Raw genomic sequence first — 21,358 nt, forward strand, 5'->3', positions numbered from 1 at the left:
TAAAAAACACCCCTCTATCGGGGGTTCTGCAGATGTTTCAGAAAGTAAAATCCTTTATCGACGAGAAACGGCTGCCGGGAGAGGGCGCTGTGCTGATAGCCGGAATAAGTGGGGGTGCCGACTCCATGGCGCTGCTCGACATACTTACCTTGCTGGGTTGCCGTTGCATTGTGGCACATTGCAATTTCCACCTGCGTGGAGAAGAGTCGGACGAAGATGCCCGGTTTGTGAAGGGTTGGTGCAAGAAGAACGACCTTGAGTTTACCTCGATCGATTTTGATACCCGGCAATATGCGGCCGACAGGGGAATCTCCATTGAGATGGCTGCAAGGGAGTTGCGTTACTCCTGGTTTGAAATGGTGCGGAAGCAGTACGACGCCGAGGCCATTGCCGTTGCCCACCATAAGGATGACTCGGCCGAGACCCTGTTGATGAACCTGGTGCGCGGTACGGGGATAAGCGGCCTTTGTGGAATTTTGCCCCAAAACGGAAAAGTTGTCCGTCCACTGCTTTGTGTCACCCGGAGCGAGATTGAAACTTACCTGAATGAGCGAGGAATTCCTTTCAGGACCGACAGTACCAACCGGGAGGATATCTATGCCCGGAATCATATCCGGCTGAACGTGATCCCGCAGTTGAAAAAATTGAATCCCTCGGTAGTAGAGGCGATATTGCGCACTGCCGGAAATTTGTCGGAGGTGGAGAAGGTGTACAGGAGAGCTGTTCAGGCAGATATCGAGGCGGTGCTGCATGCCGACAGGATCGATATCGAACGGTTAAGAGAGAGGGTCTCTCCACTGTCTGTCCTGTTCGAGATTCTTTCTCCACTGGGATTTCATCCCGCAGTTATCGAGGATATCTACAGGGGAACGGATGCCACGCCGGGGAAAGTGTTCTACTCACCCTCCTGCCGGCTGATCAAGGATCGCACCGCTTTTGTTATCGACAGGATGGAGGAGCCGTTGGACGACAACCGGGTCTATCTGATTGATGAAGTTGCGCAGGAGATCTCCACCCCCTTGCGCCTGACGGTCAGATTTACCGATCCTCCTGCATCGATCGGGAAGGGGAGACACCTGTTGTATGCCGATGCCGACAAGTTGCAGTTTCCGCTCAGGCTGAGAAGATGGCGGGCAGGCGACTGGTTTGTCCCTTTCGGGATGAACGGCAGAAAGAAGTTGAGCGATTTTTTTACCGATCTCAAGTTGAACCTGAAAGAGAAGCAGGAGAGATGGCTCCTGTTGTCGGGCGATGAGGTGGTTTGGGTTGTGGGGCTACGGCCGGATAACCGCTTCAGGATTACCCCCCAGACGAGTCGTGTTCTGCTGGTTGAACTGAAAAGTGAGGAGGCGGTTTGAACTGCTTCAGATCACCACACAATTTTCACCAGGGTCAACGCATAAAAAAATCAGAAAAGACAGTGTTATCAACAATTTATCCGTCTGGTTGTTAATAACTTGTGTTGTTTTGAGGCAATGTAAATGCGTATCTTTGCCTCAAAAAAGACATGACAAGTCCAGCCACTTCTTTGCACCGGTATTTTGAGTGCATTCCCGACCACCGAATCAACAGGAACAAGAAACACCTGCTATCCGACATCATAATCCTGTCGATACTCGCCGTTATTTGTGGGGCGGAATCGTGGGATTCAATTGAACTTTTCGGCAAGACAAAACTTTCATTCCTGAAAACGTTCCTCAAACTGCCCAACGGTATCCCCTCACACGATACGATTAACAGGGTGTTTTCCAGTTTACGTCCACGTCTTTTTGAAGAAGCTTTCATCAAATGGGTTGATTCTTTAAAGGATGAGCATATCACAAAAGAGGTTATCAGCTTGGACGGCAAGTGTATAAAAGGGTCCAAAGACAGCTTTCATGAAAAGAACCCCATCTACATGGTCAGCGCCTGGGCATCAGAAAACCAATTGGTCCTGGGCCAACTCAAGGTGGATGAGAAAAGCAATGAGATCACGGCCATCCCGTTATTGCTGGACCTGCTTGACATAGAAGGAAGCATTATTACCATAGATGCCATTGGTACCCAAACGAAGATTGCTGAAAAAATCATAGAAAATAAAGCGGATTATATCCTTTCGGTCAAGGGTAACCAGAAAGAGCTTTTGTCCCAGGTGGAGGACAGTTTCAACCGGCATAATCCGGACTCGGTCGATCAGGTGACGGAAAAAGGGCACGGACGGATTGAAACACGTACCTGTGAAATTATCTCGAACCTGGGTTTCATCGACAACAGGGAACACTGGAAAGGACTCAAGACGATTGTCAGGATTACTGCCCACAGGGACACGGGTAAAAAACAGGAGACCGAAACCCGTTTCTACATTAGCAGTGTCATTGACCAAGCAGCAAACTTCAACACTTTTATACGTCAGCACTGGGGCATTGAAAACAAACTCCACTGGACATTGGACATGGTTTTTGACGAAGACCGGCAAAGGAAAAGGGCGAAGAACTCCGCCCAAAACTTTTCCTTCATCAGAAAAATAGCACTCAACCTTCTAAAACAAGACACATCGAAGGGTTCTTTGGTTTCAAAACGTCTCAAGGCCGGGTGGGATGACAACTTTTTGCTACAGTTGTTGAAAATTTAAATGCGTTGACCCTGCAATTTTCACTCCATTGCTTTGACGAAACGGTATTTTTTTGTAACTTCATGCCGAAAAATATGGTTCTTTTTAAAACAAAAAGGAAGATAAAAGGTTATAACTAAAAACGACGATTATGAAAAATAGTGTACTCAAAGATATCCTTGTAGTAGCCGCATTTTCAGCCGTTTCGTATATCGTGATGCGAAACTATCAGAAGAAAAAGAGCAAGGATCGGCAAATCAAGGATTTTGTTCACTTCCAATTGTTCTGATTACCTGTTTACCGGCATCATTGCCGGTAAATATATTTTGTGTTGCAACTGTTTCGACGCGGGAATTTTTGTTACCTTTGCATATTCTCAATCAAAATAGTTGAAACTGTTTTTTTATGCTTACACTCAAAGTAATAAACGAAAATCGCGAGGAGGTCATCCGCAAGCTCGCAAAGAAAAGATTCGCCGCTGAAGAGGTTGTCAACCAGATAGTAACATTGGACGAAAAACGCCGCAGTACCCAGACTGCTCTGGATAGCCAGCTGTCGGAAATCAACCGGTTGTCCAAATCGATTGGAGGATTGATGAAAGAGGGCAGAAAGGAAGAGGCCGATGCCGTCAAGCAGCAGGTTACAGAGTTGAAGGAGCAATCCAGAAGTAATGAAGCGGTGCTGAAAGAGGTGGAAGAGTCGATCCAGCAGTTGTTGGTCACCATCCCCAACCTGCCACACGACTCGGTCCCCGAAGGGAACTCGGCAGAGGAGAATCTGATTGAACGTTCAGGTGGATCTTTTCCGCAACTCTCTCCCGACGCGCTTCCACATTGGGAGTTGGCAAAAAAATATGACCTGATCGACTTCGAACTGGGGGTAAAGATCACGGGAGCCGGATTTCCTGTCTACAAGGGCAGGGGGAGCCGGTTACAGCGTGCGCTTATCAATTTCTTCCTCGACAATGCCCGTGATGCGGGATTTGTTGAGATTCAGCCACCTTATGTGGTAAATGCCGCCTCGGGTTTTGCAACAGGACAGCTTCCGGATAAGGAGGGCCAGATGTACCATGTGGGGCTTGACGACCTCTACCTGATCCCCACTGCCGAGGTGCCGGTGACCAACATCTACCGTGATGTGATTCTGGAGGAGAAGGATCTTCCAATAAAAAATACGGCATATTCGGCCTGTTTCCGGCGGGAAGCCGGTTCCTACGGCAAGGATGTCCGCGGATTGAACCGGTTGCACCAGTTCGACAAGGTGGAGATTGTCTGCATCGACAAGCCGGAGAACTCATACATGCGGCTTGATGAGATGGTGTGGTATGTGCAGACGTTGGTTGAAAAGTTGGAGTTGCCCTGGCGTATTGTTCGCCTTTGCGGCGGAGACATGAGCTTCACATCGGCGCTCACGTTCGACTTCGAGGTCTTTTCGGCAGCACAGCAGCGGTGGCTGGAAGTGAGCTCGGTATCCAATTTTGAGAGCTATCAGGCAAACCGGTTGAAATGCCGCTACCGCAATGAGGAGCGCAAGATACAGCTTTGCCATACACTCAACGGAAGTGCATTGGCTTTGCCAAGGATTGTAGCGGCACTCCTCGAGAACAACCAGACCCCCGAAGGAATAAGAATCCCTGCAGCACTGGTACCATACACCGGATTTGAGCTGATCGATTGAGCGTAGGGTGGGGAAACCCACTCCTACTGCTGTTTGTCGGTCCCGTTTATTTTGCGGTATTCGGAAGGGGTTATGTTTACCCGTTGCTTGAAGAACGACAGGAAATATTCGATGGAGCTGAAATTGAGTTCATACGCTATCTCCTTGATAGGTAAGCTTGTCTCGGTCAACAGCTCCTTTGCTTTCCGGAGTTTCAACTCCTGGAAATATTGTGCGGGCGGATAGCCCGTATATTCTTTAAAGAACTTTCTGAACCAGGAGTAGCTTGTGCCAAGATTCGAGGCAATCTCCTTTATATCAATCTCCTTGTGGATATTCTCCCTCATGATGATCTTGGCCCGTTCGATCACTTGTGTTGATTCGTTGGCGTCGTAGCTCCTGTTTTGTGAGAGCGACAGGATCATTCCAAGGATATGGAATACGATCCCGGCAAGGTATTGCTGGGCCGATTTCTTATCCTCCTTGGCAACCTTGATGGCCATCAGGAACAGGTTGACCAGCTCTTCGTTCACACCTACGTCCAGCACCTGGTTCTGAGAGGGGAGAAAATTCTTCTCGATCAAAGTGTTGATAATATCTCCCTCGAACCCGATATAATATTCGTTCCATCCGGTCTCTTTCAGGGGTTGATAGGAGTGCCATTTCCCTGGAAAGAGAAACATTACCTGCCCCTTCTTGATGGGTGTCTTTTTTGTATTGGCCGATGAAAATACCCCCTTACCCTTGCTGATATAGACGAATTGATACTCGGACAAAACCCGTCCCTTCTTGGGATTGAAATAGTAGCTTTTGGGATGCTCGGTGGAAGGGTATAATGAGTTGGGTGCAACAGGCTGGAATCCGACGGTATTTACCGTCAGTCCAAACATCTTGTCTTTTTCGCTGACCAACAAATACTTAAAATCTATACCCTTGTCGTTGTATCTCATTGCTACACTTTTTGGTGACCTGCTTATCTCTTCCACAAATATACAAATATAGATAAAAAGAAACACAATGCCGTCTAATAATTGATTTATCGGAACGGCATTGTGTAAAAATGAGAGAATGAATGAACTTAGAATAGATTTGGAATAATCAACGAGAATATGAGGACAGCCATTCCTACGGCAAGGAATGCGACAGCCTTGCTGCCTGCACCTTTCCACTCTTTCAGGATAATACCCCAGACATTGCTGAAAACAACGTTCAAGGACATCAGGATACTCCATGAGAATGCCATCATCACGCTTCCCGGCTCAAAGAAACTCTGTCCCATGCCCAGTCCGAAGAATTGGGAATACCAGAGCAATCCGGCCAGGGCACAGAAGAGAAGGTTGTTGATAAGTATCGGTTTGGATGTCTTTCCGATCTCTCCTGTCGTCTTGTTTTTCCGGTTCATGTAGAGACAGTAAACCAGATTGGTGAAAAAGCCGCCAATTGTAACCAGAAGCGTTACGGGATTCTGGGCAAAGAGCTCCTTCGATCCAGCAGCAATCGCGGCTTCCTTGATCGGGATGCCAGCGCTTAGACCCAAGCTGAAGCAGGCACTCATTACTCCGGCAAAAAGTGCGATGAACAACCCTTTTTTCAGGGCGAAATCCTTGATGGCTTTCTTGCGCTCCTCTTCCGACATGTTTCTCGAACGAAGACTGCCGGCATACCCAACCAGGGCAATTCCCAGCAGGGTCACAACAACAGCCAGCAGCAGAACCAGCCCCTTCGGTGAGAAGAGGTCGTCACCGGCAATAACAGCCGGGATCAAGGTTCCAAAGGCCGCACAAGTTCCCAAGGCAACAGACTGGCCAAGCGCGATACCCAGGTATCGCATGCTGAGCCCGAATGTCAACCCGCCAATTCCCCAGAGGATGCCGTAACCTACAGACTGCAGTGCAGCTCCTGCATTTGCCGAGTAGACCGCGATCAACTCGGGAAGGGAGATTGCCATGAAAGCCCCCAGGAGAGGAAAGACGAGCCATGCAAAGATACCCTGTACAAGCCAGAAGTTCTCCCATGACCACTCCTTGACCTTGTTGATAGGAACGTAGGAGCTCGACTGCCCCATACTTCCTATCGCTATAATGATCAATCCAATAATGGTATTCATCGTGATTATCGTTTAGAAGTCACTTCCGATTCGTACTTTTCGATCTCTTGGATATACTCATCTCCAACAGGAACACCTTGCTGGAGACAATAGTAGTTGTAAACAGCATTCCATGGCATGGCTTTCAACTCTTCCAGATAGGCCATACGTTGGAAGTTGTTGTCTCTCTTTTCATATTCACGCAGCTTTTCGGTCGGCTCCAGAAGTGCCTGCAGCATGGCTTTCTGGGTTGAACGGATTCCAACTACGTAGGCACCGATGCGATTGATGGATGCATCGAAATAGTCCAATCCGATATGTACCTTCTCCATCTGTCCGGAGCGTACGATCTCCTGCGACAATTCGAGCAGCGCGTCGTTCAGGATGACTACGTGGTCGCTGTCCCAACGTTCGGGGCGGCTGACGTGGAGATTGACCTCGGGAACGAAAAGCAGCATGGAGGAGATCTTGTCGGCGATACCTTCGGTAGGATGGAAGTGACCTGCATCCAGCGTCAACAGCATGTTGTTCTTGACGGCGTAACCCATGTAGAACTCATGTGAACCTACAACATAGCTTTCGCTGCCGATGCCGAAAAGTTTACACTCTACGGAATCCTTCAGGTAGTCGGTGCTGATCTTTTCAGTCATTACTTCGTCCAGCGACTCCTTCAACAGTTCCCTGTGCTGTATGCGCGATACCGTTTTATCTTTCTCGCCGTCATGCACCCAGATGTTGTGGATACATGCATCGCCCTGTTGACGACCCATTTCTGCAGCAATCCGGCGGCAACGACGCAGGTGCTCTTTCCAGAAGTTGCGGATTTCGGGGTCGAAGCTCGAAAGTGAATAGTTTCCGCTCTTTGGGTGAGAAAAGAAGGTGGAATTGAAATCGAGTTTCGCTCCAGTTTTCTTTGCCCAGTCCATCCAGGTCTGAAAATGTTTCGGTTCAATCTGGTCCCTGTCGACAAACTCACCGCCGAAATCACCGTAGATTGCATGCAGACTTAAGCGATGCTTGCCGGGAATCAGTTCCAGCACCTTCTCGATATCATTCTTCAATTCGTCGATAGTGTTGGCTTTACCGGGATAGTTGCCAGTTGCCTGGATACCGCCGGTCAGTTCACCCTCGGGGTTTTCAAAGCCCGATACGTCATCTGACTGCCAGCAGTGGATGGAAATAGATACATTGTTCAGTTTTTCAATGGCTTTTTCCACATCAACACCCAACGCAGCATACTTTTCTTTTGCAGCTGCAAACTCTTTTTTGATCTGTTCTTCTTTCATGATTGTTTTTATTTTCTGAGTAGTTTATAGTTCTTTGTATACGTTCAAGTATTCTGAGTATTTCTCTTTCCAGAGGTCGGTCTCCTGGGGTTCGAACCTGGCAAGGTCAACGGAGTTTCTGACCATCTGACGCATCTCGCTCTTGTCTGCCACCACTCCCGACGCTTTTGCCTGGAGCAGGATGTTGCCGATCGCCGTCGCTTCCGAAGGGCCTGCTACCACGGTCGTTCCGATAGCATTGGCTGTAAATTGGTTCAACATCTTGTTTTGCGATCCGCCTCCGATGATGTGTAGCGTCTCGATCGGGAAATCTGCCAGCTCCTTCAGGTTGTTGAGCACCTGCTTATACCTGAATGCAAGACTTTCGTAGATACAGCGGGCAATTTCTCCAATGGTCTGCGGGACATGCTGCCCTGTCTCTCTGCAGTAGTTCCGGATCTCATTGATCATCGATTCCGGACTGGCGAAACAGGAGGCATCAGGATTGATGAAACAACGGAAAGGTTCCGACTGGGTAGCCTCGCGAACGATGTCGTCGTACGAGATGTTTCGCTCCAGGGTCCACTCTTTCTTGCACTGTTCGATCAACCACATGCCACAGATATTCTTCAGCAAACGGATCGAGCCGTCGGCACCACCTTCGTTCGTAAAGTTCAACGAGAAGGTCTCTTCGGTAACCACCGGTTCTTTCGACTCGATTCCCATCAGCGACCATGTTCCGGAGCTCAGGTAGGCAAAATGCTCGTTCTCGGCAGGGGTAGCAATGACGGCAGATGCGGTGTCGTGGCCGGCTACGGCTACTACTGGAACAGCCCCCATATGGGTCTCTCTTTGTACCGACTCGGAGAGGGTTCCTATCTCTGTTCCCGGGAAAACGATCGGTGCAAACTTCTCTTCCGACAGGCCCAATGTCTGCAACAGCTCGTTGTCGAACGAGCGGGTGAACGGATTTAACAATTGGGAGGTAGAGGCAATGGTATACTCCGTTACCATTTTATTGGTCAGCAGGTAAGAGAGTGCATCGGGCATGAACAGAAACTTGTCCGTGATGGGATAGATCGGATTGTTCTCCTCCTGTTGCGTGAACAGCTGGAAAAGTGAGTTGAAATTCATGATCTGAATTCCGGTTTTCATGTAAGTCTCCTTTTTAGAGAGAACCTTGCTGAAAAACTTTTCGGGAGCCGAAAAGGTGCGGGTGTCGCGATAACTGTACGGCATGCGGAGAGGTTCTCCATCTGTGCCGAATGATACGAAATCTACTCCCCAGGTATCGATACCGATAGATGCAATTTCGATGCCCTGGAGTTGAATCTCTTTTAAGGATTTCACGATTTCCCGGTAAAGATGAAACAGGTCCCAAAATAGTCTGCCATTAACTTCGATGATCGGATTAGCAAAACGGTTCACTTCTTTCATTTCCAATTTGTTGTTTCGGATCGTTCCCAGAATGGCACGTCCGCTGGATGCTCCTAAGTCAATAGCTAAAAATGAGGTTAATTTGCTTTCATTCATGATGAGGCTAATAATTAAATGTAAAAAAGTTACAATATTACAAAAGTATGAACAACAATGGTAAGTATAAATAATAAAAATGATTTTGTAGCTGCATTATTTGATATTTTAGGTTCATTTTTTTTATGGAATATGGCCAATCGGGTAGCAATATCTATCTCGACTTTTTTTCGCTTTGATGGCTGTTTTCAATAAATGGCAGACATGCAGTGCTTTGGCGTATTTATTGAGGCTGCTTTCGGGAGGAGGGATTTTATGACAAAAAATACAGTACAAAAATCAATATTTGCATTGAGGGGGAAACAAAACCCTCTATTTTTGCGGTTACAAATGATTACCATATTTACACTTTTATTAAAAACGCATTTTTTTGGATACTTTAGCTAATATGGGTACTTTTGTATCAGTGTAGTGTGCGATGCTGCATTGATAATCAGTTAATGAAGAGTTTTCTAAAACAAAAAAAATGGCAATAGTAGTTATTATGCCCAAGCAAGGGCAATCGGTTGAGAGTTGTATCATTGGCTCAGTAAACAAGAAAAAAGGAGATACTGTGAAAAAGGGGGATGTTCTTTTCTCGTATGAAACGGATAAGGCATCCTTTGAGGAGGAATCTCCGGTAGACGGAGTCGTACTCGAATGTTTTTACCAGGAAGGAGACGAAGTTCCCGTATTGGAAAACATGATGATTATTGGTGAACCTGGCGAGGATTATTCGGCCTTGCTGCAGGGCAGTCGGGGTGCAGAGGTGGAGAGTCGGAACGAGGCGCCGGTTGTTGCCAAGGAGGAAAGTGTGAAAACCGAAGCGAAGGGTGCCGTATCCCAGCCTCAACCCGATTCGCGGAGCGAAGAGATCGGAACACGCTTTATCTCTCCCCGGGCCAAAAATCTGGCTTCGAAAGAGGTGATCGACACTGCTGCGATAGCCGGATCCGGACCGCATGGACGCATCATCGAAAAGGATGTGCAGGCAGCCCTGGAGAATCGCCCCAAGATGACACCTCTGGCCAAGAAGATTGCCTCAGAGGAAAACCTTCAGCCGCAATCGGGTACCGGATTGGCCGGAACAGCCCGTTCCGTGGACCTGGTTCCGCCTGCAAATACAGTCTATGCCAACGACTATGAGGACAAGAAGCTCTCCAATATGAGAAAACTGATTGCGCGGGCCATGCATGCTTCGCTGCAGAACTCAGCACAGCTTACACATCACCTCGGAGCAGATGCACGCCGCATCCTCGAACTTCGCAAAAAGGCGAAAGCAGATTTGGAGGCCGGAAAGATCTCGGCAAACATCACCCTCAACGATATGGTCTGTTTTGCCGTTATCCGGGCACTCAAGAAGTTCCCCAACGTCAATTCCCATTTTCTGGGTGAGAGCATGCGCCTCTTTAATAAGGTGCATCTCGGCGTGGCCGTCGATACCGAGCGGGGGTTGATGGTTCCGGTTGTGAAGAATGCCGATGACCTGTCGATCGTGGGACTTTCAAACCAGTTGAAAGAGGTGGCCAACGCCTGCAAGACAGGCAGTGTGAATCCCGATATCCTTTCGGCTGAAGCGGGCTCGTTCACGGTCTCCAACCTCGGCAATTACGGAGTGGAGATTTTCACACCCGTGATCAATTTGCCGCAATCGGCCATACTGGGTGTAAACACCATTGTTCCGCGTCCGAAGGATCTGGGTGACGGGGTCTATGCGTTTGTTCCATACATCGGCTTGAGCCTTACCTACGATCACCGTGCACTGGATGGCGGGGAGGCGACTCGTTTCCTGAAGCAGATCGCTCTGGAGATCGAGAATCTTGAATTTGAATTCTAATCTAAAAAAAGATGATAATGTACGACTTATTGATCATCGGGGGGGGGCCAGCCGGTTATGTGGCTGCCGAACGAGCAGGACATAAAGGATTGAAAGTGGCGCTGTTCGAGAAAAAGGAGCTGGGAGGCGTTTGCCTTAACGAGGGGTGTATTCCCACCAAAACCATGCTCTATAGTGCCAAGACCTACGAGAATGCCCTCCATGGAGAGAAATATGGAGTTTTTGCGGAAACCGTTCGTTTTGAATACGACAAGATTGTCTCCCGCAAAAATAAAGTAGTACGTAAGCTGGTCGCCGGAGTCAAATCCAAGATGAAGGTCAACGGTGTTACTGTCGTTGAGGGAGAGGCCATGATTAAGGGCCGAAGTTCCAACGGAATCGAGGTGGTCTGCAACGGCGAACAATATCTGGGAGCCAACCTGCTGATCTGTACCGGATCCGAGGCATCGGTACCCCCCATTCCCGGATTGAGGGAGGCTGGCGATATTATCCTCACCAACCGGGAGATCCTCGATCTGAAAGAGCAGCCCAAGAAGCTTGTAGTGATCGGTGGCGGTGTTATCGGGATGGAGTTTGCCAGCTTTTTCAACAGCTTGGGATCGGATGTGACGGTGATCGAGATGCTGCCCGAGATCCTTGGGAACAACGATTACGAAATCTCCGCCCTTTCACGCGATCTCTTTACCAAAAAGGGAATTGTGTTTCACCTGAATGCAAAGGTGGTACAGATAGATGGAAACAAGGTGATTTTCGAGAAGGGAGGCGAAACGCATACCGTTGAGGGAGACAAGATACTGCTGAGCGTTGGACGCCGTCCGGTTACCAAAGGTTTCGGTCTTGAAAACCTTGGTGTGGAACTGGAGCGGGGTGGCATCAAGGTGGACGAGAAGATGCGCACCAACGTTCCCAACGTTTTTGCTGCGGGCGACGTGACCGGATTCTCGCTGTTGGCCCATACCGCCAGCCGTGAAGGTGAAGTTGTGGTGAACAACCTCACCGGCAGGGAGGATGTGATGCGTTACAACGCCATTCCGGGAGTTGTCTATATCAATCCGGAGATTGCAGGCGTGGGAGAGACCGAGGAGAGTGCCAAAGCCAAGGGAATTGCCTATAAGGTGGCCAAACTGCCCATGGCCTATGCTGGACGTTTTGTTGCCGAAAACGAAGGCGGTACCGGTCTCTGCAAGGTGCTCGTCGGCGAGAAGTACGGCGAAGTGCTTGGTGTCCACATGTTGGGAAACCCCAGCAGTGAGATGATCTATGGCGCATGTATGGCGATTGAACAGGAAATGACGCTGGAAGAGATGAAAGAGGTAGTATTCCCCCATCCGACGGTCAGCGAAATATTCAAGGAGGTTGTTTTTGGATTCTGATGCCAGACAACCTGCTTATAAAAAGAACAACTGACGATTAAAATCGATCGAAACATTAAAAAGATATGCCTAAAAGTCAATTTATCGACCCGGCTGAAGCCCGTAAACCGGGCGTTGTGGAATTTCAGCCAATTCCGGTTAATCAGTATCAAAAAACGGTAAAGGAGGAGCGTGGAAACTTTACCGACGAAGAACTAAAAGCCATCTACCACGACATGGTGCTCATCCGTGAGTTTGAAACCATGCTCAATCTTATCAAGACCAAAGGGGAATACAACGGTGTGGCGTACAATCACCCCGGACCGGCCCACTTGTCCATCGGACAGGAATCGGCCGCCGTGGGTATGGCCTGGACCCTAACTGTGGATGATTTTATCTTCGGCAGCCACCGTTCGCACGGTGAGATCCTTGCCAAAGGGATGTCTGCCATTCACAAGCTTTCCGACGAAGAGCTGATGAAGATCATGCAGGAGTTTTTCGACGGAACAGTATTGAAGATCGTTCAGAAAGATTTCAATGGTACGACCAAGGAGCTGGCACGCCGATTCCTGGTTTATGGAACATTGGCCGAAATATTTGCCAGGGAGACTGGCTTCAACAAGGGGCTGGGAGGTTCAATGCACGCCTTCTTCACCCCCTTCGGTGTTTATCCCAACAACGCCATTGTGGGCGGTTCGGGAGATATTGCAGTGGGTGCCGCACTGTACAAAAAAGTCAATCGCAAGCCCGGCCTGGTGGTTGCCAATATTGGAGATGCATCGATGGCTTGCGGACCCGTTTGGGAGGGGATCACCTTCGCCGCCATGGACCAGTTCAGGGAGCTCTGGGAAGGTGAGATGCAAGGTGGTCTTCCGGTCATTATCAACATCATGAACAACCAGTACGGAATGGGTGGCCAGACCTGTGGCGAGACCATGGGATACGGCATCGCTGCACGTATCGGTGCCGGTGTCAATGATGAGCAGATGCATGCAGAGCGGGTAGACGGCTACAATCCGCTGGCGGTAATCGACGCCTACAGGCGCAAACGCAAAGTGATCGAGGAGAAGAAGGGACCGGTACTGCTGGATGTGTTGACCTACCGTTACAGCGGACACTCTCCTTCCGACGCTTCATCATACCGTACCAAGGAAGAGGTGGAAGCTTGGGAAAGACAGGATTGTATCGCATCGTTCGGCAAGCAGTTGCTGGAAGCAGGTGTTGCCACCCAGGACGAGCTGGATGCCGTCTGGAGCGATGTGAAGGCCCTTACCCACGAAATGTTCCTCAAGTCGATCGACGATGAGATCTCGCCTCGGATGAAAAATCCCGACGTGATTGGAGAGATGATGTTCTCCAACGGTTCGGTCGACAGCTTCTCCGACGCCAAACCCGATGTGTTGATGCCGTTGGAGGAGAACTCCCGTGTGAAGAAGATTGCCACCAAGGAGCGTTTTGCCTTCGATGCCGACGGCAAACCCTTCAGCAAGATGAAGCAGTTCCAGCTGCGCGATGCCATCTTCGAAGCTATCATGGATAGATTCTACAAGGATGCTTCCCTTATCGCATACGGTGAAGAGAACCGCGACTGGGGTGGTGCCTTTGCCGTTTACGGCGGAATGACCGAGGCGCTTCCCTACCATCGCCTGTTCAACTCGCCCATCTCCGAGGCCTCCATTGTTGGAACGGCCATCGGTTATGCAATGTGTGGCGGCAGGGTAATTCCCGAGATCATGTACTGCGACTTCCTCGGACGTTGTGGCGACGAGGTGTTCAATCAACTTCCCAAATGGCAGGCAATGAGTGGAAACGTGCTGAAGATGCCGGTTGTCCTCCGCGTCTCCGTGGGTTCGAAATATGGTGCACAGCACTCGCAGGACTGGACATCGCTGGTGGCACATATTCCGGGTATCAAGGTCTGCTTCCCGGTAACACCCTACGATGCCAAGGGATTGATGAATGCCGCATTGCAAGGGACCGACCCGGTCATCTTCTTTGAGAGCCAACGCATATACGATATCGGCGAGCAATTCCACAAGGGAGGTGTTCCAACCGGATATTACGAGATACCGATCGGAGAACCCGATGTGAAGAGAGAGGGTAAGGACATTACGTTCCTGACCATCGGACATACACTTTATCCCGCCCTCCAGGCTGCAAAAGAGCTGGAGACGGTTTACGGCATGAGTGCCGAAGTGATCGATGCCCGGTCGCTGGTACCTTTCAACTACGAAAAAGTGATCGCCTCGGTGAAGAAGACCGGCAAGATCATTGTTGCCGGTGATGCAACCGCCCGGGGTTCGTTCCTGAACGACCTGGCTGCAAACATCAGTTCGCTCTGCTTCGACTACCTGGATGCTCCTGTCGGCGTGCTTGGATCGCGTAACTGGATCACTCCGGCACACGAACTTGAAAGTGCGTTCTTCCCGCAGCCAAGCTGGTTTATCGATATGATCCACGAACGCATTCAGCCGTTGAACGGATATATCCCCGGAGAGAACTTTACCGATGCCGAAATGATAAGGAGAGCGAAAAAAGGAGTTTGATCATGAGTTTTCCAAAAGTAAATGCCCACCTGCATACTCCATTTTCCTTCAGTGCATTTTGCGATATCAGCGATGCGCTTGACCGGGCTGTTGCAGAGGAGGTGAAGGCGGTAGGTATCAACGACTTTTATACTGCCGAAGGTTACGGAGAGTGGGCGGAAGGGTGCCGCCAGCGCGCTCTTTACCCGCTTTTCGGTATCGAATTTATCAGCCTCAACGAAGAGGATCAGAAGGCCGGCCTGCGGGTAAATGATCCCGGAAATCCGGGACGGACCTATATCAGCGGGAAGGGGTTGTCACACCCCTTCAGGCTGGATGAGCCCTATGCTTCGCAATTGGCGGACGTGCGGGCCGAAGCCAACAAGCAGGTGGAGGCGATGTGTGAAAAGTTGAACGGAATTCTTGCAGAGAAGCAGGCCGGCTTTACCCTCGATATCGGGTGGATCAAGGAGAACCTGACCCGGGGATCCGTTCGGGAGCGTCACCTGGCGAAAGCCTTGCGCCTGAAGGTCTATGAACAGTGCAGTGGTGATTCCGACCGGATAAAAGTGCTGCTGAAAGAACTATTCGACGGAAAGGAGCTGCGTTCGGATACCGACAACGTTGCCGGTGTAGAGAATGAGATCCGTGGAAACTTGCTGAAGGCGGGCGGAGCGGCTTTCGTGCCCGAAACTGCCGAGGCTTTCCTCCCGATGCAGACGGTCTGCAAGATCATCTTGGCGGCCGGTGGAATACCCACCTATCCCTTCCTGGCAGATGATGCCCAGGGTAACTACACCGATTTCGAGCGCGACCTCGAAGGTGTGGCCAAACAGTTGACCGATCGTGGATTCCATTCGGTGGAGTTTATTACTACCCGCAACGACGTGAAGTTGCTGGAGAGATATGCCACCTATCTCCACGATCAGGGTTTTGTGGTCACTTTTGGAAGTGAACACAACTCTCCGGTGATGGAGCCTGTAGAACTCTTTGCCCGTAACCAGACCCCTTTGACCGAAAAGCTGATGCAGATCAATTACGAGGGAGCCTGTGTAGTGGCAGCCCATCAGCATCTGGTCGCGCAGGGACTGAGCGGCTATGTCGATACAGATGGGAATGCAGACCGTACGCAGAGGAGCGAGTTCGTGAAATTGGGTGATGAATTAATCAGAAACAGTGCAGGAAATTAACAGAGATGAAAGAGATTCAGGAGTTAATAGCCATTTCGCAGTTCTACGGCAAGGATAGCCGTTTTGTCATTGCGGGAGGTGGAAATACATCCTATAAAAATAACGAGAAGATATGGGTCAAGGCCAGCGGTTCTGCGCTGGCCACCATCACTGAAGATGGATTTGCCGTGCTCGACAGGTCGCTGCTCAACCCGATGTCGGACAAGCAGTATAGCAGAGATCCGGCCGAGCGGGAGGAGCAGGTGAAGAACGATCTTGCCGCAGCCACCCTCACCAAGGGAAAACGGCCGTCGGTAGAGACCTCCATGCACAACGTGATTGGTTATGCCTATGTAGTGCATCTGCATCCGACGGTTGTGAACGGATTGATGTGCGCAGCCGATGCCGAATCGGCCCTGAAACGGCTTTTCGGTGAAAAGGTGTTGTTTGTGGAGTATACCGATCCGGGATATCTCCTCTTCAAGAAGGTGGACGAGAAGATCAAGGAGTACCGCAATAGGTTCAATGAGGAGTCGCAGGTGATCTGGTTGCAGAACCACGGTATCTTTGTGGCGGCAGACAGTACTGAAGAGATCAGGTTGATATACGACTCGATAGTTGAAACGCTCGGCAAGGCCGTGACCACCCCTCTGCCCCAGGAGGAGAGGGAAGTATCGCGTCAAGCGTGCGAAATTCTGCCGGCCGTCAGAATGATGCTTTCCGACGACAGCCTCAAGACCTTGAAAGTCCGCAACAACGGGCTGATCGGGTATTTTTGCGACACCCCCGAAAACCAGTCGGCCATTTCGAGACCCTTTACGCCCGATGCAATTGTCTACTGCAAGTCCAATTATCTCTTCTTCAACGAAGATACGGCCGAGCAGGTCATTGCCAGTGCAAAGGAGTCGATACCCGCCTTTACCGCCAAGTTTGGTTACCAGCCGAAAGTCCTGCTGATAAAAGGGGTTGGGCTGGTTGCAGTGGGTGACAATGCCCGGCAGTGCGACACCATCCTCGATGTGTTTGAAGATGCCATGAAGATAGCATTTCTGGCTCGCTCTTTTGGCGGTGAGCATCCGATGACCCAGGCACAGATCGACTTTATCGACAACTGGGAAGTGGAGAACTACCGTCGCAGTGTGGCCGCCGGAAATGTTTCCGGCAGGGCCGTAAATAAAACCATCGTGGTAACGGGTGCTGCCCAGGGGTTCGGTGAAGGTATTGCCGAATGCCTGTTGCGCGAGGGAGCCAATATTGTCGTGGCAGACCTGAATGAGGAGGTGGGCAGGAAGACGGCCGAAAGATTCAACGGTCTTACAAAAAGTAACCGGGCCATTTTCGTGAAGACGAACGTTTCAGACATTCCAAGCCTGGAGAACCTGGTACATGAGACGGTATGCCATTTCGGTGGAGTGGACTGTTTTGTCAGCAATGCCGGTGTGTTGCGGGCAGGCGGACTGGAAGAGATGACACCCGAGAATTTCGATTTTGTCACCCGGATCAACTACAATGCCTACTTCTACTGCGCAAAAGTGGTCAGCAAGGTGATGAAGCTGCAGACTAAATATGCCTCGGAAGATTACTACGCCGATATCATCCAGATAAATTCAAAATCGGGACTTCGCGGCAGCAAGGCCAATTTTGCCTACGCCGGTGGAAAGTTCGGAGGAATCGGTCTTACACAGTCGTTTGCATTGGAGCTGGCACCCTTCCGGATAAAGGTCAACTCGATCTGTCCCGGCAACTTCTATGAAGGGCCGCTTTGGAGCGATCCACAGAACGGGTTGTTCGTACAGTACCTGAATGCAGGAAAAGTTCCCGGTGCAAAAACTATTGAAGAGGTAAAAGCGTTCTATCTTGCACAGGTGCCGATGCGCAAAGGGTGTACTCCCAACGACGTCTCCAAGGGGGTGTTGTACCTGATGGAGCAATGCGGCGAAACCGGCCAGGCTCTCCCCATAACCGGAGGGCAGGTGATGTTGAATTGATTAAATTAGAAAAAACAGATGAAAACCAGAGCAGTCCGTTTGTACGGCAAAAAAGATCTCAGGCTGGAAGAGTTTGAATTGCCGGCCATCAAGGACGATGAAATTCTCGCCAAAGTAGTATCCGATTCATTGTGTATGTCGTCATACAAGGCATCGTCGCAAGGTGCCGACCACAAACGGATTCCTGATAATGTGGCCGAATACCCCATCATCATCGGTCATGAATTCTCCGGTGAGCTGCTGGAAGTGGGCAGCAAGTGGGCAGACAAGTTCAAGGCGGGCGACAAATTTTCCATCCAACCGGCATTGTACTACGAAAATGGGCCTGTTGGCATCCTGAGTGCTCCCGGTTACAGTTACCCCTATATCGGCGGGGATGCAACCTACGTGATAATTCCCAACGAGGTGATGGAGCAAGATTGCCTGTTGGTTTACCATGGTGAAGGGTACTATCCCGCATCGCTTTCCGAGCCACTTTCATGTGTTATCGGTGCCATGCACGCCAATTACCATACCACACCCGGCAGCTACCAGCACAAGATGGAGATTGTAGACGGCGGTAAAATGGCAATTCTTGCAGGCGTCGGACCTATGGGACTTGCCGCCATCAATTTCGTGCTTCGTCGCGAAGAGGTAAAACCCTCCCTGCTTGTAGTGACAGATATCGACCAGTCGCGTCTCGACCGTGCCGCCTCCATCTATACCGTTGAATTTGCCGCTTCCCGGGGCATCGACCTGAAGTATGTCAACACCGGAAAGATGGAGAATCCTGTTGAAGAGCTGAAGGCAATCAGTGGCGGTACAGGTTTCGACGATGTATTTGTGTTTGCCCCCGTGAGACCAGTTGTGGAGCAGGGTGACGCTATCCTTGCCTTCGACGGCTGTCTCAACTTCTTTGCAGGTCCTGACAATCCCAACTTCAGCGCCATGTTGAATTTCTACAATGTGCATTATGCTTATACACATATCGTCGGCACCAGTGGCGGAAACAAGGATGATATGGTAGAGGCGCTGGAAATCATGAGTAAAGGGTTAGATCCCGCAGGACTGGTAACCCATATTGGCGGATTGAATGCGGTTGCCGAGGCGACCAACAACCTGCCACATATTCCCGGAGGCAAGAAGTTGATCTATACGCACGTGGAGATGCCGTTGACACCGATCTCAGATTTTGCAAAACTGGGTGAAACGGACGGTTTCTTCCGTGTACTTGCTGAAATCTGCGACAGGCACAACGGATTGTGGAGTGTGGAAGCAGAGACTTACCTGCTGTCGAACCACCCTTCACTGCAGAAGAGGTAACCCATAACCCTAAAATCATATCACATGAAACAGTTGGACGTTCAATTAATGCATCCGGTAGAGCAGATCAACATCATTATCGGAAGAATCTATCGAAGCGGAATGACCACCACTTCCGGTGGAAACATCTCAATCCGTGACGATAATGGTGATATCTGGATCACGCCGTCGGGTGTAGACAAGGGAAACCTTACCACAAAGGACATCATGCTCGTAAAGAGGGATGGCTCCATAATCGGTCCCCACAGACCCTCTTCCGAGTATCCTTTCCACCGGGCTATCTACGAGGCCCGTCCCGACATCAGAGCCATCATACATGCGCATCCGCCCGCACTGGTTGCTTTCAGCATCGCCGGAACGGTTCCCGACACCAAGATTGTTCCTCAAGCCCACAACGTGTGCGGTGAGATCGGTTTTGCCCCATACGGCACACCCGGAAGTGAGGATCTTGGGGAAAAGATCGCCAAGGTGTTTCAAGATAAGCGTTATCGGGCAGTGATTATGGAGAATCACGGCGTTGTGCTGGGCGGGTCGGACATGATGGATGCCTACCAGCGGTTCGAGACCCTGGAGTTTTGCTGCCGCACCATTGTAAATGCCGGAAAACTCGGAAAGGTGAACTATCTGACCGATCAGCAGGTCAACAGCTATGTGAACCATATCCCCAAGAACATCGCTCATTTCATGGATGTGGATTATCCCTCCGACGAGCGCGCACTGCGTACCGAGATGGTCAACATCATCCGTCGCGCCTGCGATCAGGGATTGATGATATCTACCTACGGAACGGTTAGTGTCCGCTGGCGCAACGACGACTTCCTGATCACGCCGCGCGACGTGGCCCGTTGGGATATCATGCCCAGCGACATCGTGCAGATACGAAACGGCATGGCCGAAGCAGGGAAGACTCCCAGCCGCTCAGTGGCGCTTCACCAACGGATCTATCAGCTCAACCCGCACATCAACTCCATTATCTGTACTCAACCGATCAACCTGATGGCACATGCCGTTAGCGGGACCAAATTCGACGTGCGGACGATCCCCGAAAGCTGGATCTTCCTGCAGGATGTTCCCTCCATCCCGTTCGGGTTGATCTACCACGAGATTGAAGATGTGGCGAAGATGTTCAAGAAGAACCGGGTGATCATGGTAGAGAATGATGGCGTTTTTGTAACGGGAGACAAGTTGCTCACCACTTTCGATTACCTGGAGGTTGCCGAGTTCTCGGCCAACTCGCTTGTCATGGCGTCTGCTATCGGTCCGTTGAAGCCAATAGGAGACAAGGAGATTGATGATCTTCGAATTGCCTTTAACGTTGGATAGGTTCATTCATAACCCGAAACTTCTTTTTTCCCGTTCAACTTTGCCGGCCTTCAACCTGGCGCTGGAAGAGTATCTTTTCTCCTTATCGGGAGAGTATCTTCTGCTTTATGTGAATCAACCGTGCGTTGTGCTCGGTTACAACCAGGCGGTGCTGAACGAGGTGGATCTCGATTATTGCATCGAGAACGATATCCGTATCATCCGGCGGCTGTCGGGTGGGGGAGCGGTCTACCACGATCAGGGAAATCTGAACTATACATTTATAACCGATAAAGGAGAAACTCCCGTCAGCGGCGAGTTTCTCCTTCCTGTTATAGCCGTGCTAGGCCAACTGGGTATCCCGGTCGAGGCCGGTAAGCGAAAAGATCTCTGGTTGCCCGGAGGATTCAAGGTGTCGGGAACCGCATCGCACGTCTCCAAGGGGCGTGTCCTGCATCATGGAACCCTGCTTTACGAAACCGACCTCGAACAGCTGCACCGCTCGCTGAATCCCGAGAGGAGGGATCTTGTCGCCAAGGCGACCGCCTCGGTCCCCAGTCCCGTAAAGAACATATCTGCATTTCTGAAGGAGGAGAGGATAGATCCGCCTTCTTTCACCCAATTTGCAGAGCGGTTTGCCACTCAAATGATGAGACATCTCGAGATCGACGGCATAACCCCGTTGTCTCCCGCCGATGAGGAGAGGATCGAGGTATTGCGACGGAGCAAATATGCACAACGCGAGTGGAACTACAGGATGTAGCTCCACTCCTA

At 50.3% G+C, this 21,358-nt stretch carries 16 protein-coding genes; 12 read left to right on the forward strand and 4 right to left on the reverse strand.

The genetic code is table 11. From position 1 onward, the window contains the following. Positions 1 to 32: 32 nt before the first annotated feature. The 4 genes from tilS to serS all read left to right on the forward strand — a co-directional run bounded on the left by tilS (position 33) and on the right by serS (position 4,267). Positions 33 to 1,358, forward strand: coding sequence for a tRNA lysidine(34) synthetase TilS (gene tilS / locus ING2E5A_RS05485; protein WP_071136543.1), 1,326 nt, complete (start codon positions 33 to 35; stop codon positions 1,356 to 1,358). Between the two features lie 149 nt (positions 1,359 to 1,507). Then, positions 1,508 to 2,611, forward strand: a complete 1,104-nt coding sequence (locus tag ING2E5A_RS05490; RefSeq protein WP_071136433.1) for an ISAs1 family transposase — start codon at positions 1,508 to 1,510, stop codon at positions 2,609 to 2,611. Between the two features lie 130 nt (positions 2,612 to 2,741). Further along, entirely contained in the window at positions 2,742 to 2,879 is a 138-nt protein-coding gene (locus tag ING2E5A_RS15280; protein WP_154670040.1) for a hypothetical protein, read from the forward strand. 116 nt (positions 2,880 to 2,995) lie between these two features. Further along, positions 2,996 to 4,267: a serine--tRNA ligase gene (gene serS / locus ING2E5A_RS05495; protein ID WP_071136544.1), complete on the forward strand. Its 1,272-nt coding sequence runs from the start codon at positions 2,996 to 2,998 to the stop codon at positions 4,265 to 4,267. A 23-nt stretch (positions 4,268 to 4,290) separates the two neighbouring features. On the opposite strand, the gene ING2E5A_RS05500 is transcribed toward serS, so the two are convergent. The 4 genes from ING2E5A_RS05500 to rhaB all read right to left on the reverse strand — a co-directional run bounded on the left by ING2E5A_RS05500 (position 4,291) and on the right by rhaB (position 9,130). After that, the gene (locus tag ING2E5A_RS05500; protein ID WP_071136545.1) at positions 4,291 to 5,196 is read right to left on the reverse strand and encodes an AraC family transcriptional regulator; all 906 of its coding nucleotides are present in this window, start codon (positions 5,194 to 5,196) and stop codon (positions 4,291 to 4,293) included. A gap of 128 nt (positions 5,197 to 5,324) precedes the next feature. After that, entirely contained in the window at positions 5,325 to 6,353 is a 1,029-nt protein-coding gene (rhaT, locus tag ING2E5A_RS05505; protein ID WP_071136546.1) for an L-rhamnose/proton symporter RhaT, read from the reverse strand. A 5-nt stretch (positions 6,354 to 6,358) separates the two neighbouring features. After that, the gene (locus tag ING2E5A_RS05510) at positions 6,359 to 7,618 is read right to left on the reverse strand and encodes an L-rhamnose isomerase (RefSeq protein WP_071136547.1); all 1,260 of its coding nucleotides are present in this window, start codon (positions 7,616 to 7,618) and stop codon (positions 6,359 to 6,361) included. Between the two features lie 24 nt (positions 7,619 to 7,642). Further along, positions 7,643 to 9,130, reverse strand: a complete 1,488-nt coding sequence (gene rhaB / locus ING2E5A_RS05515; protein WP_071136548.1) for a rhamnulokinase — start codon at positions 9,128 to 9,130, stop codon at positions 7,643 to 7,645. A 466-nt stretch (positions 9,131 to 9,596) separates the two neighbouring features. Between rhaB and ING2E5A_RS05525 the strand changes: the two genes are divergently transcribed. The 8 genes from ING2E5A_RS05525 (at position 9,597) to ING2E5A_RS05560 (ending at position 21,347) form a co-directional block, all read left to right on the forward strand. Continuing rightward, complete coding sequence (locus ING2E5A_RS05525) at positions 9,597 to 10,946, forward strand: dihydrolipoamide acetyltransferase family protein (protein ID WP_071136550.1); 1,350 nt, start codon at positions 9,597 to 9,599, stop codon at positions 10,944 to 10,946. A 17-nt stretch (positions 10,947 to 10,963) separates the two neighbouring features. Next, positions 10,964 to 12,319 carry a dihydrolipoyl dehydrogenase gene (gene lpdA / locus ING2E5A_RS05530; RefSeq protein ID WP_083373206.1) on the forward strand — a complete coding sequence of 452 codons (1,356 nt, stop codon included), beginning with the start codon at positions 10,964 to 10,966 and terminating at the stop codon, positions 12,317 to 12,319. 65 nt (positions 12,320 to 12,384) lie between these two features. Next, complete coding sequence (locus ING2E5A_RS05535; protein ID WP_071136551.1) at positions 12,385 to 14,844, forward strand: alpha-ketoacid dehydrogenase subunit alpha/beta; 2,460 nt, start codon at positions 12,385 to 12,387, stop codon at positions 14,842 to 14,844. A gap of 2 nt (positions 14,845 to 14,846) precedes the next feature. Beyond that, entirely contained in the window at positions 14,847 to 16,013 is a 1,167-nt protein-coding gene (locus ING2E5A_RS05540; protein WP_071136552.1) for a PHP domain-containing protein, read from the forward strand. A gap of 5 nt (positions 16,014 to 16,018) precedes the next feature. Continuing rightward, positions 16,019 to 17,980, forward strand: a complete 1,962-nt coding sequence (locus ING2E5A_RS05545; RefSeq protein WP_071136553.1) for an SDR family NAD(P)-dependent oxidoreductase — start codon at positions 16,019 to 16,021, stop codon at positions 17,978 to 17,980. 18 nt (positions 17,981 to 17,998) lie between these two features. Continuing rightward, entirely contained in the window at positions 17,999 to 19,282 is a 1,284-nt protein-coding gene (locus tag ING2E5A_RS05550; RefSeq protein ID WP_071136554.1) for a zinc-binding dehydrogenase, read from the forward strand. A 24-nt stretch (positions 19,283 to 19,306) separates the two neighbouring features. Then, positions 19,307 to 20,605 (forward strand): class II aldolase/adducin family protein, encoded by a 1,299-nt coding sequence (locus ING2E5A_RS05555; RefSeq protein WP_071136555.1) that lies wholly within the window; start codon positions 19,307 to 19,309, stop codon positions 20,603 to 20,605. Continuing rightward, positions 20,574 to 21,347, forward strand: coding sequence for a lipoate--protein ligase family protein (locus tag ING2E5A_RS05560; protein WP_071136556.1), 774 nt, complete (start codon positions 20,574 to 20,576; stop codon positions 21,345 to 21,347). The genes ING2E5A_RS05555 and ING2E5A_RS05560 overlap by 32 nt, the downstream gene beginning before the upstream one ends. Positions 21,348 to 21,358: the final 11 nt, after the last annotated feature.

It is taken from the genome of Petrimonas mucosa (genome assembly GCF_900095795.1).
Classification (GTDB): Bacteria; Bacteroidota; Bacteroidia; order Bacteroidales; family Dysgonomonadaceae; genus Petrimonas; species Petrimonas mucosa.

Coding starts and splice junctions, on each gene's coding strand:
- tilS (WP_071136543.1), top strand. CDS start 33: ATGTTTCAGAAAGTAAAATCCTTTATCGACGAGAAACGGCTGCCGGGA.
- ING2E5A_RS05490 (WP_071136433.1), top strand. CDS start 1,508: ATGACAAGTCCAGCCACTTCTTTGCACCGGTATTTTGAGTGCATTCCC.
- ING2E5A_RS15280 (WP_154670040.1), top strand. CDS start 2,742: ATGAAAAATAGTGTACTCAAAGATATCCTTGTAGTAGCCGCATTTTCA.
- serS (WP_071136544.1), top strand. CDS start 2,996: ATGCTTACACTCAAAGTAATAAACGAAAATCGCGAGGAGGTCATCCGC.
- ING2E5A_RS05500 (WP_071136545.1), bottom strand. CDS start 5,196: ATGAGATACAACGACAAGGGTATAGATTTTAAGTATTTGTTGGTCAGC.
- rhaT (WP_071136546.1), bottom strand. CDS start 6,353: ATGAATACCATTATTGGATTGATCATTATAGCGATAGGAAGTATGGGG.
- ING2E5A_RS05510 (WP_071136547.1), bottom strand. CDS start 7,618: ATGAAAGAAGAACAGATCAAAAAAGAGTTTGCAGCTGCAAAAGAAAAG.
- rhaB (WP_071136548.1), bottom strand. CDS start 9,130: ATGAATGAAAGCAAATTAACCTCATTTTTAGCTATTGACTTAGGAGCA.
- ING2E5A_RS05525 (WP_071136550.1), top strand. CDS start 9,597: ATGGCAATAGTAGTTATTATGCCCAAGCAAGGGCAATCGGTTGAGAGT.
- lpdA (WP_083373206.1), top strand. CDS start 10,964: ATGTACGACTTATTGATCATCGGGGGGGGGCCAGCCGGTTATGTGGCT.
- ING2E5A_RS05535 (WP_071136551.1), top strand. CDS start 12,385: ATGCCTAAAAGTCAATTTATCGACCCGGCTGAAGCCCGTAAACCGGGC.
- ING2E5A_RS05540 (WP_071136552.1), top strand. CDS start 14,847: ATGAGTTTTCCAAAAGTAAATGCCCACCTGCATACTCCATTTTCCTTC.
- ING2E5A_RS05545 (WP_071136553.1), top strand. CDS start 16,019: ATGAAAGAGATTCAGGAGTTAATAGCCATTTCGCAGTTCTACGGCAAG.
- ING2E5A_RS05550 (WP_071136554.1), top strand. CDS start 17,999: ATGAAAACCAGAGCAGTCCGTTTGTACGGCAAAAAAGATCTCAGGCTG.
- ING2E5A_RS05555 (WP_071136555.1), top strand. CDS start 19,307: ATGAAACAGTTGGACGTTCAATTAATGCATCCGGTAGAGCAGATCAAC.
- ING2E5A_RS05560 (WP_071136556.1), top strand. CDS start 20,574: ATGATCTTCGAATTGCCTTTAACGTTGGATAGGTTCATTCATAACCCG.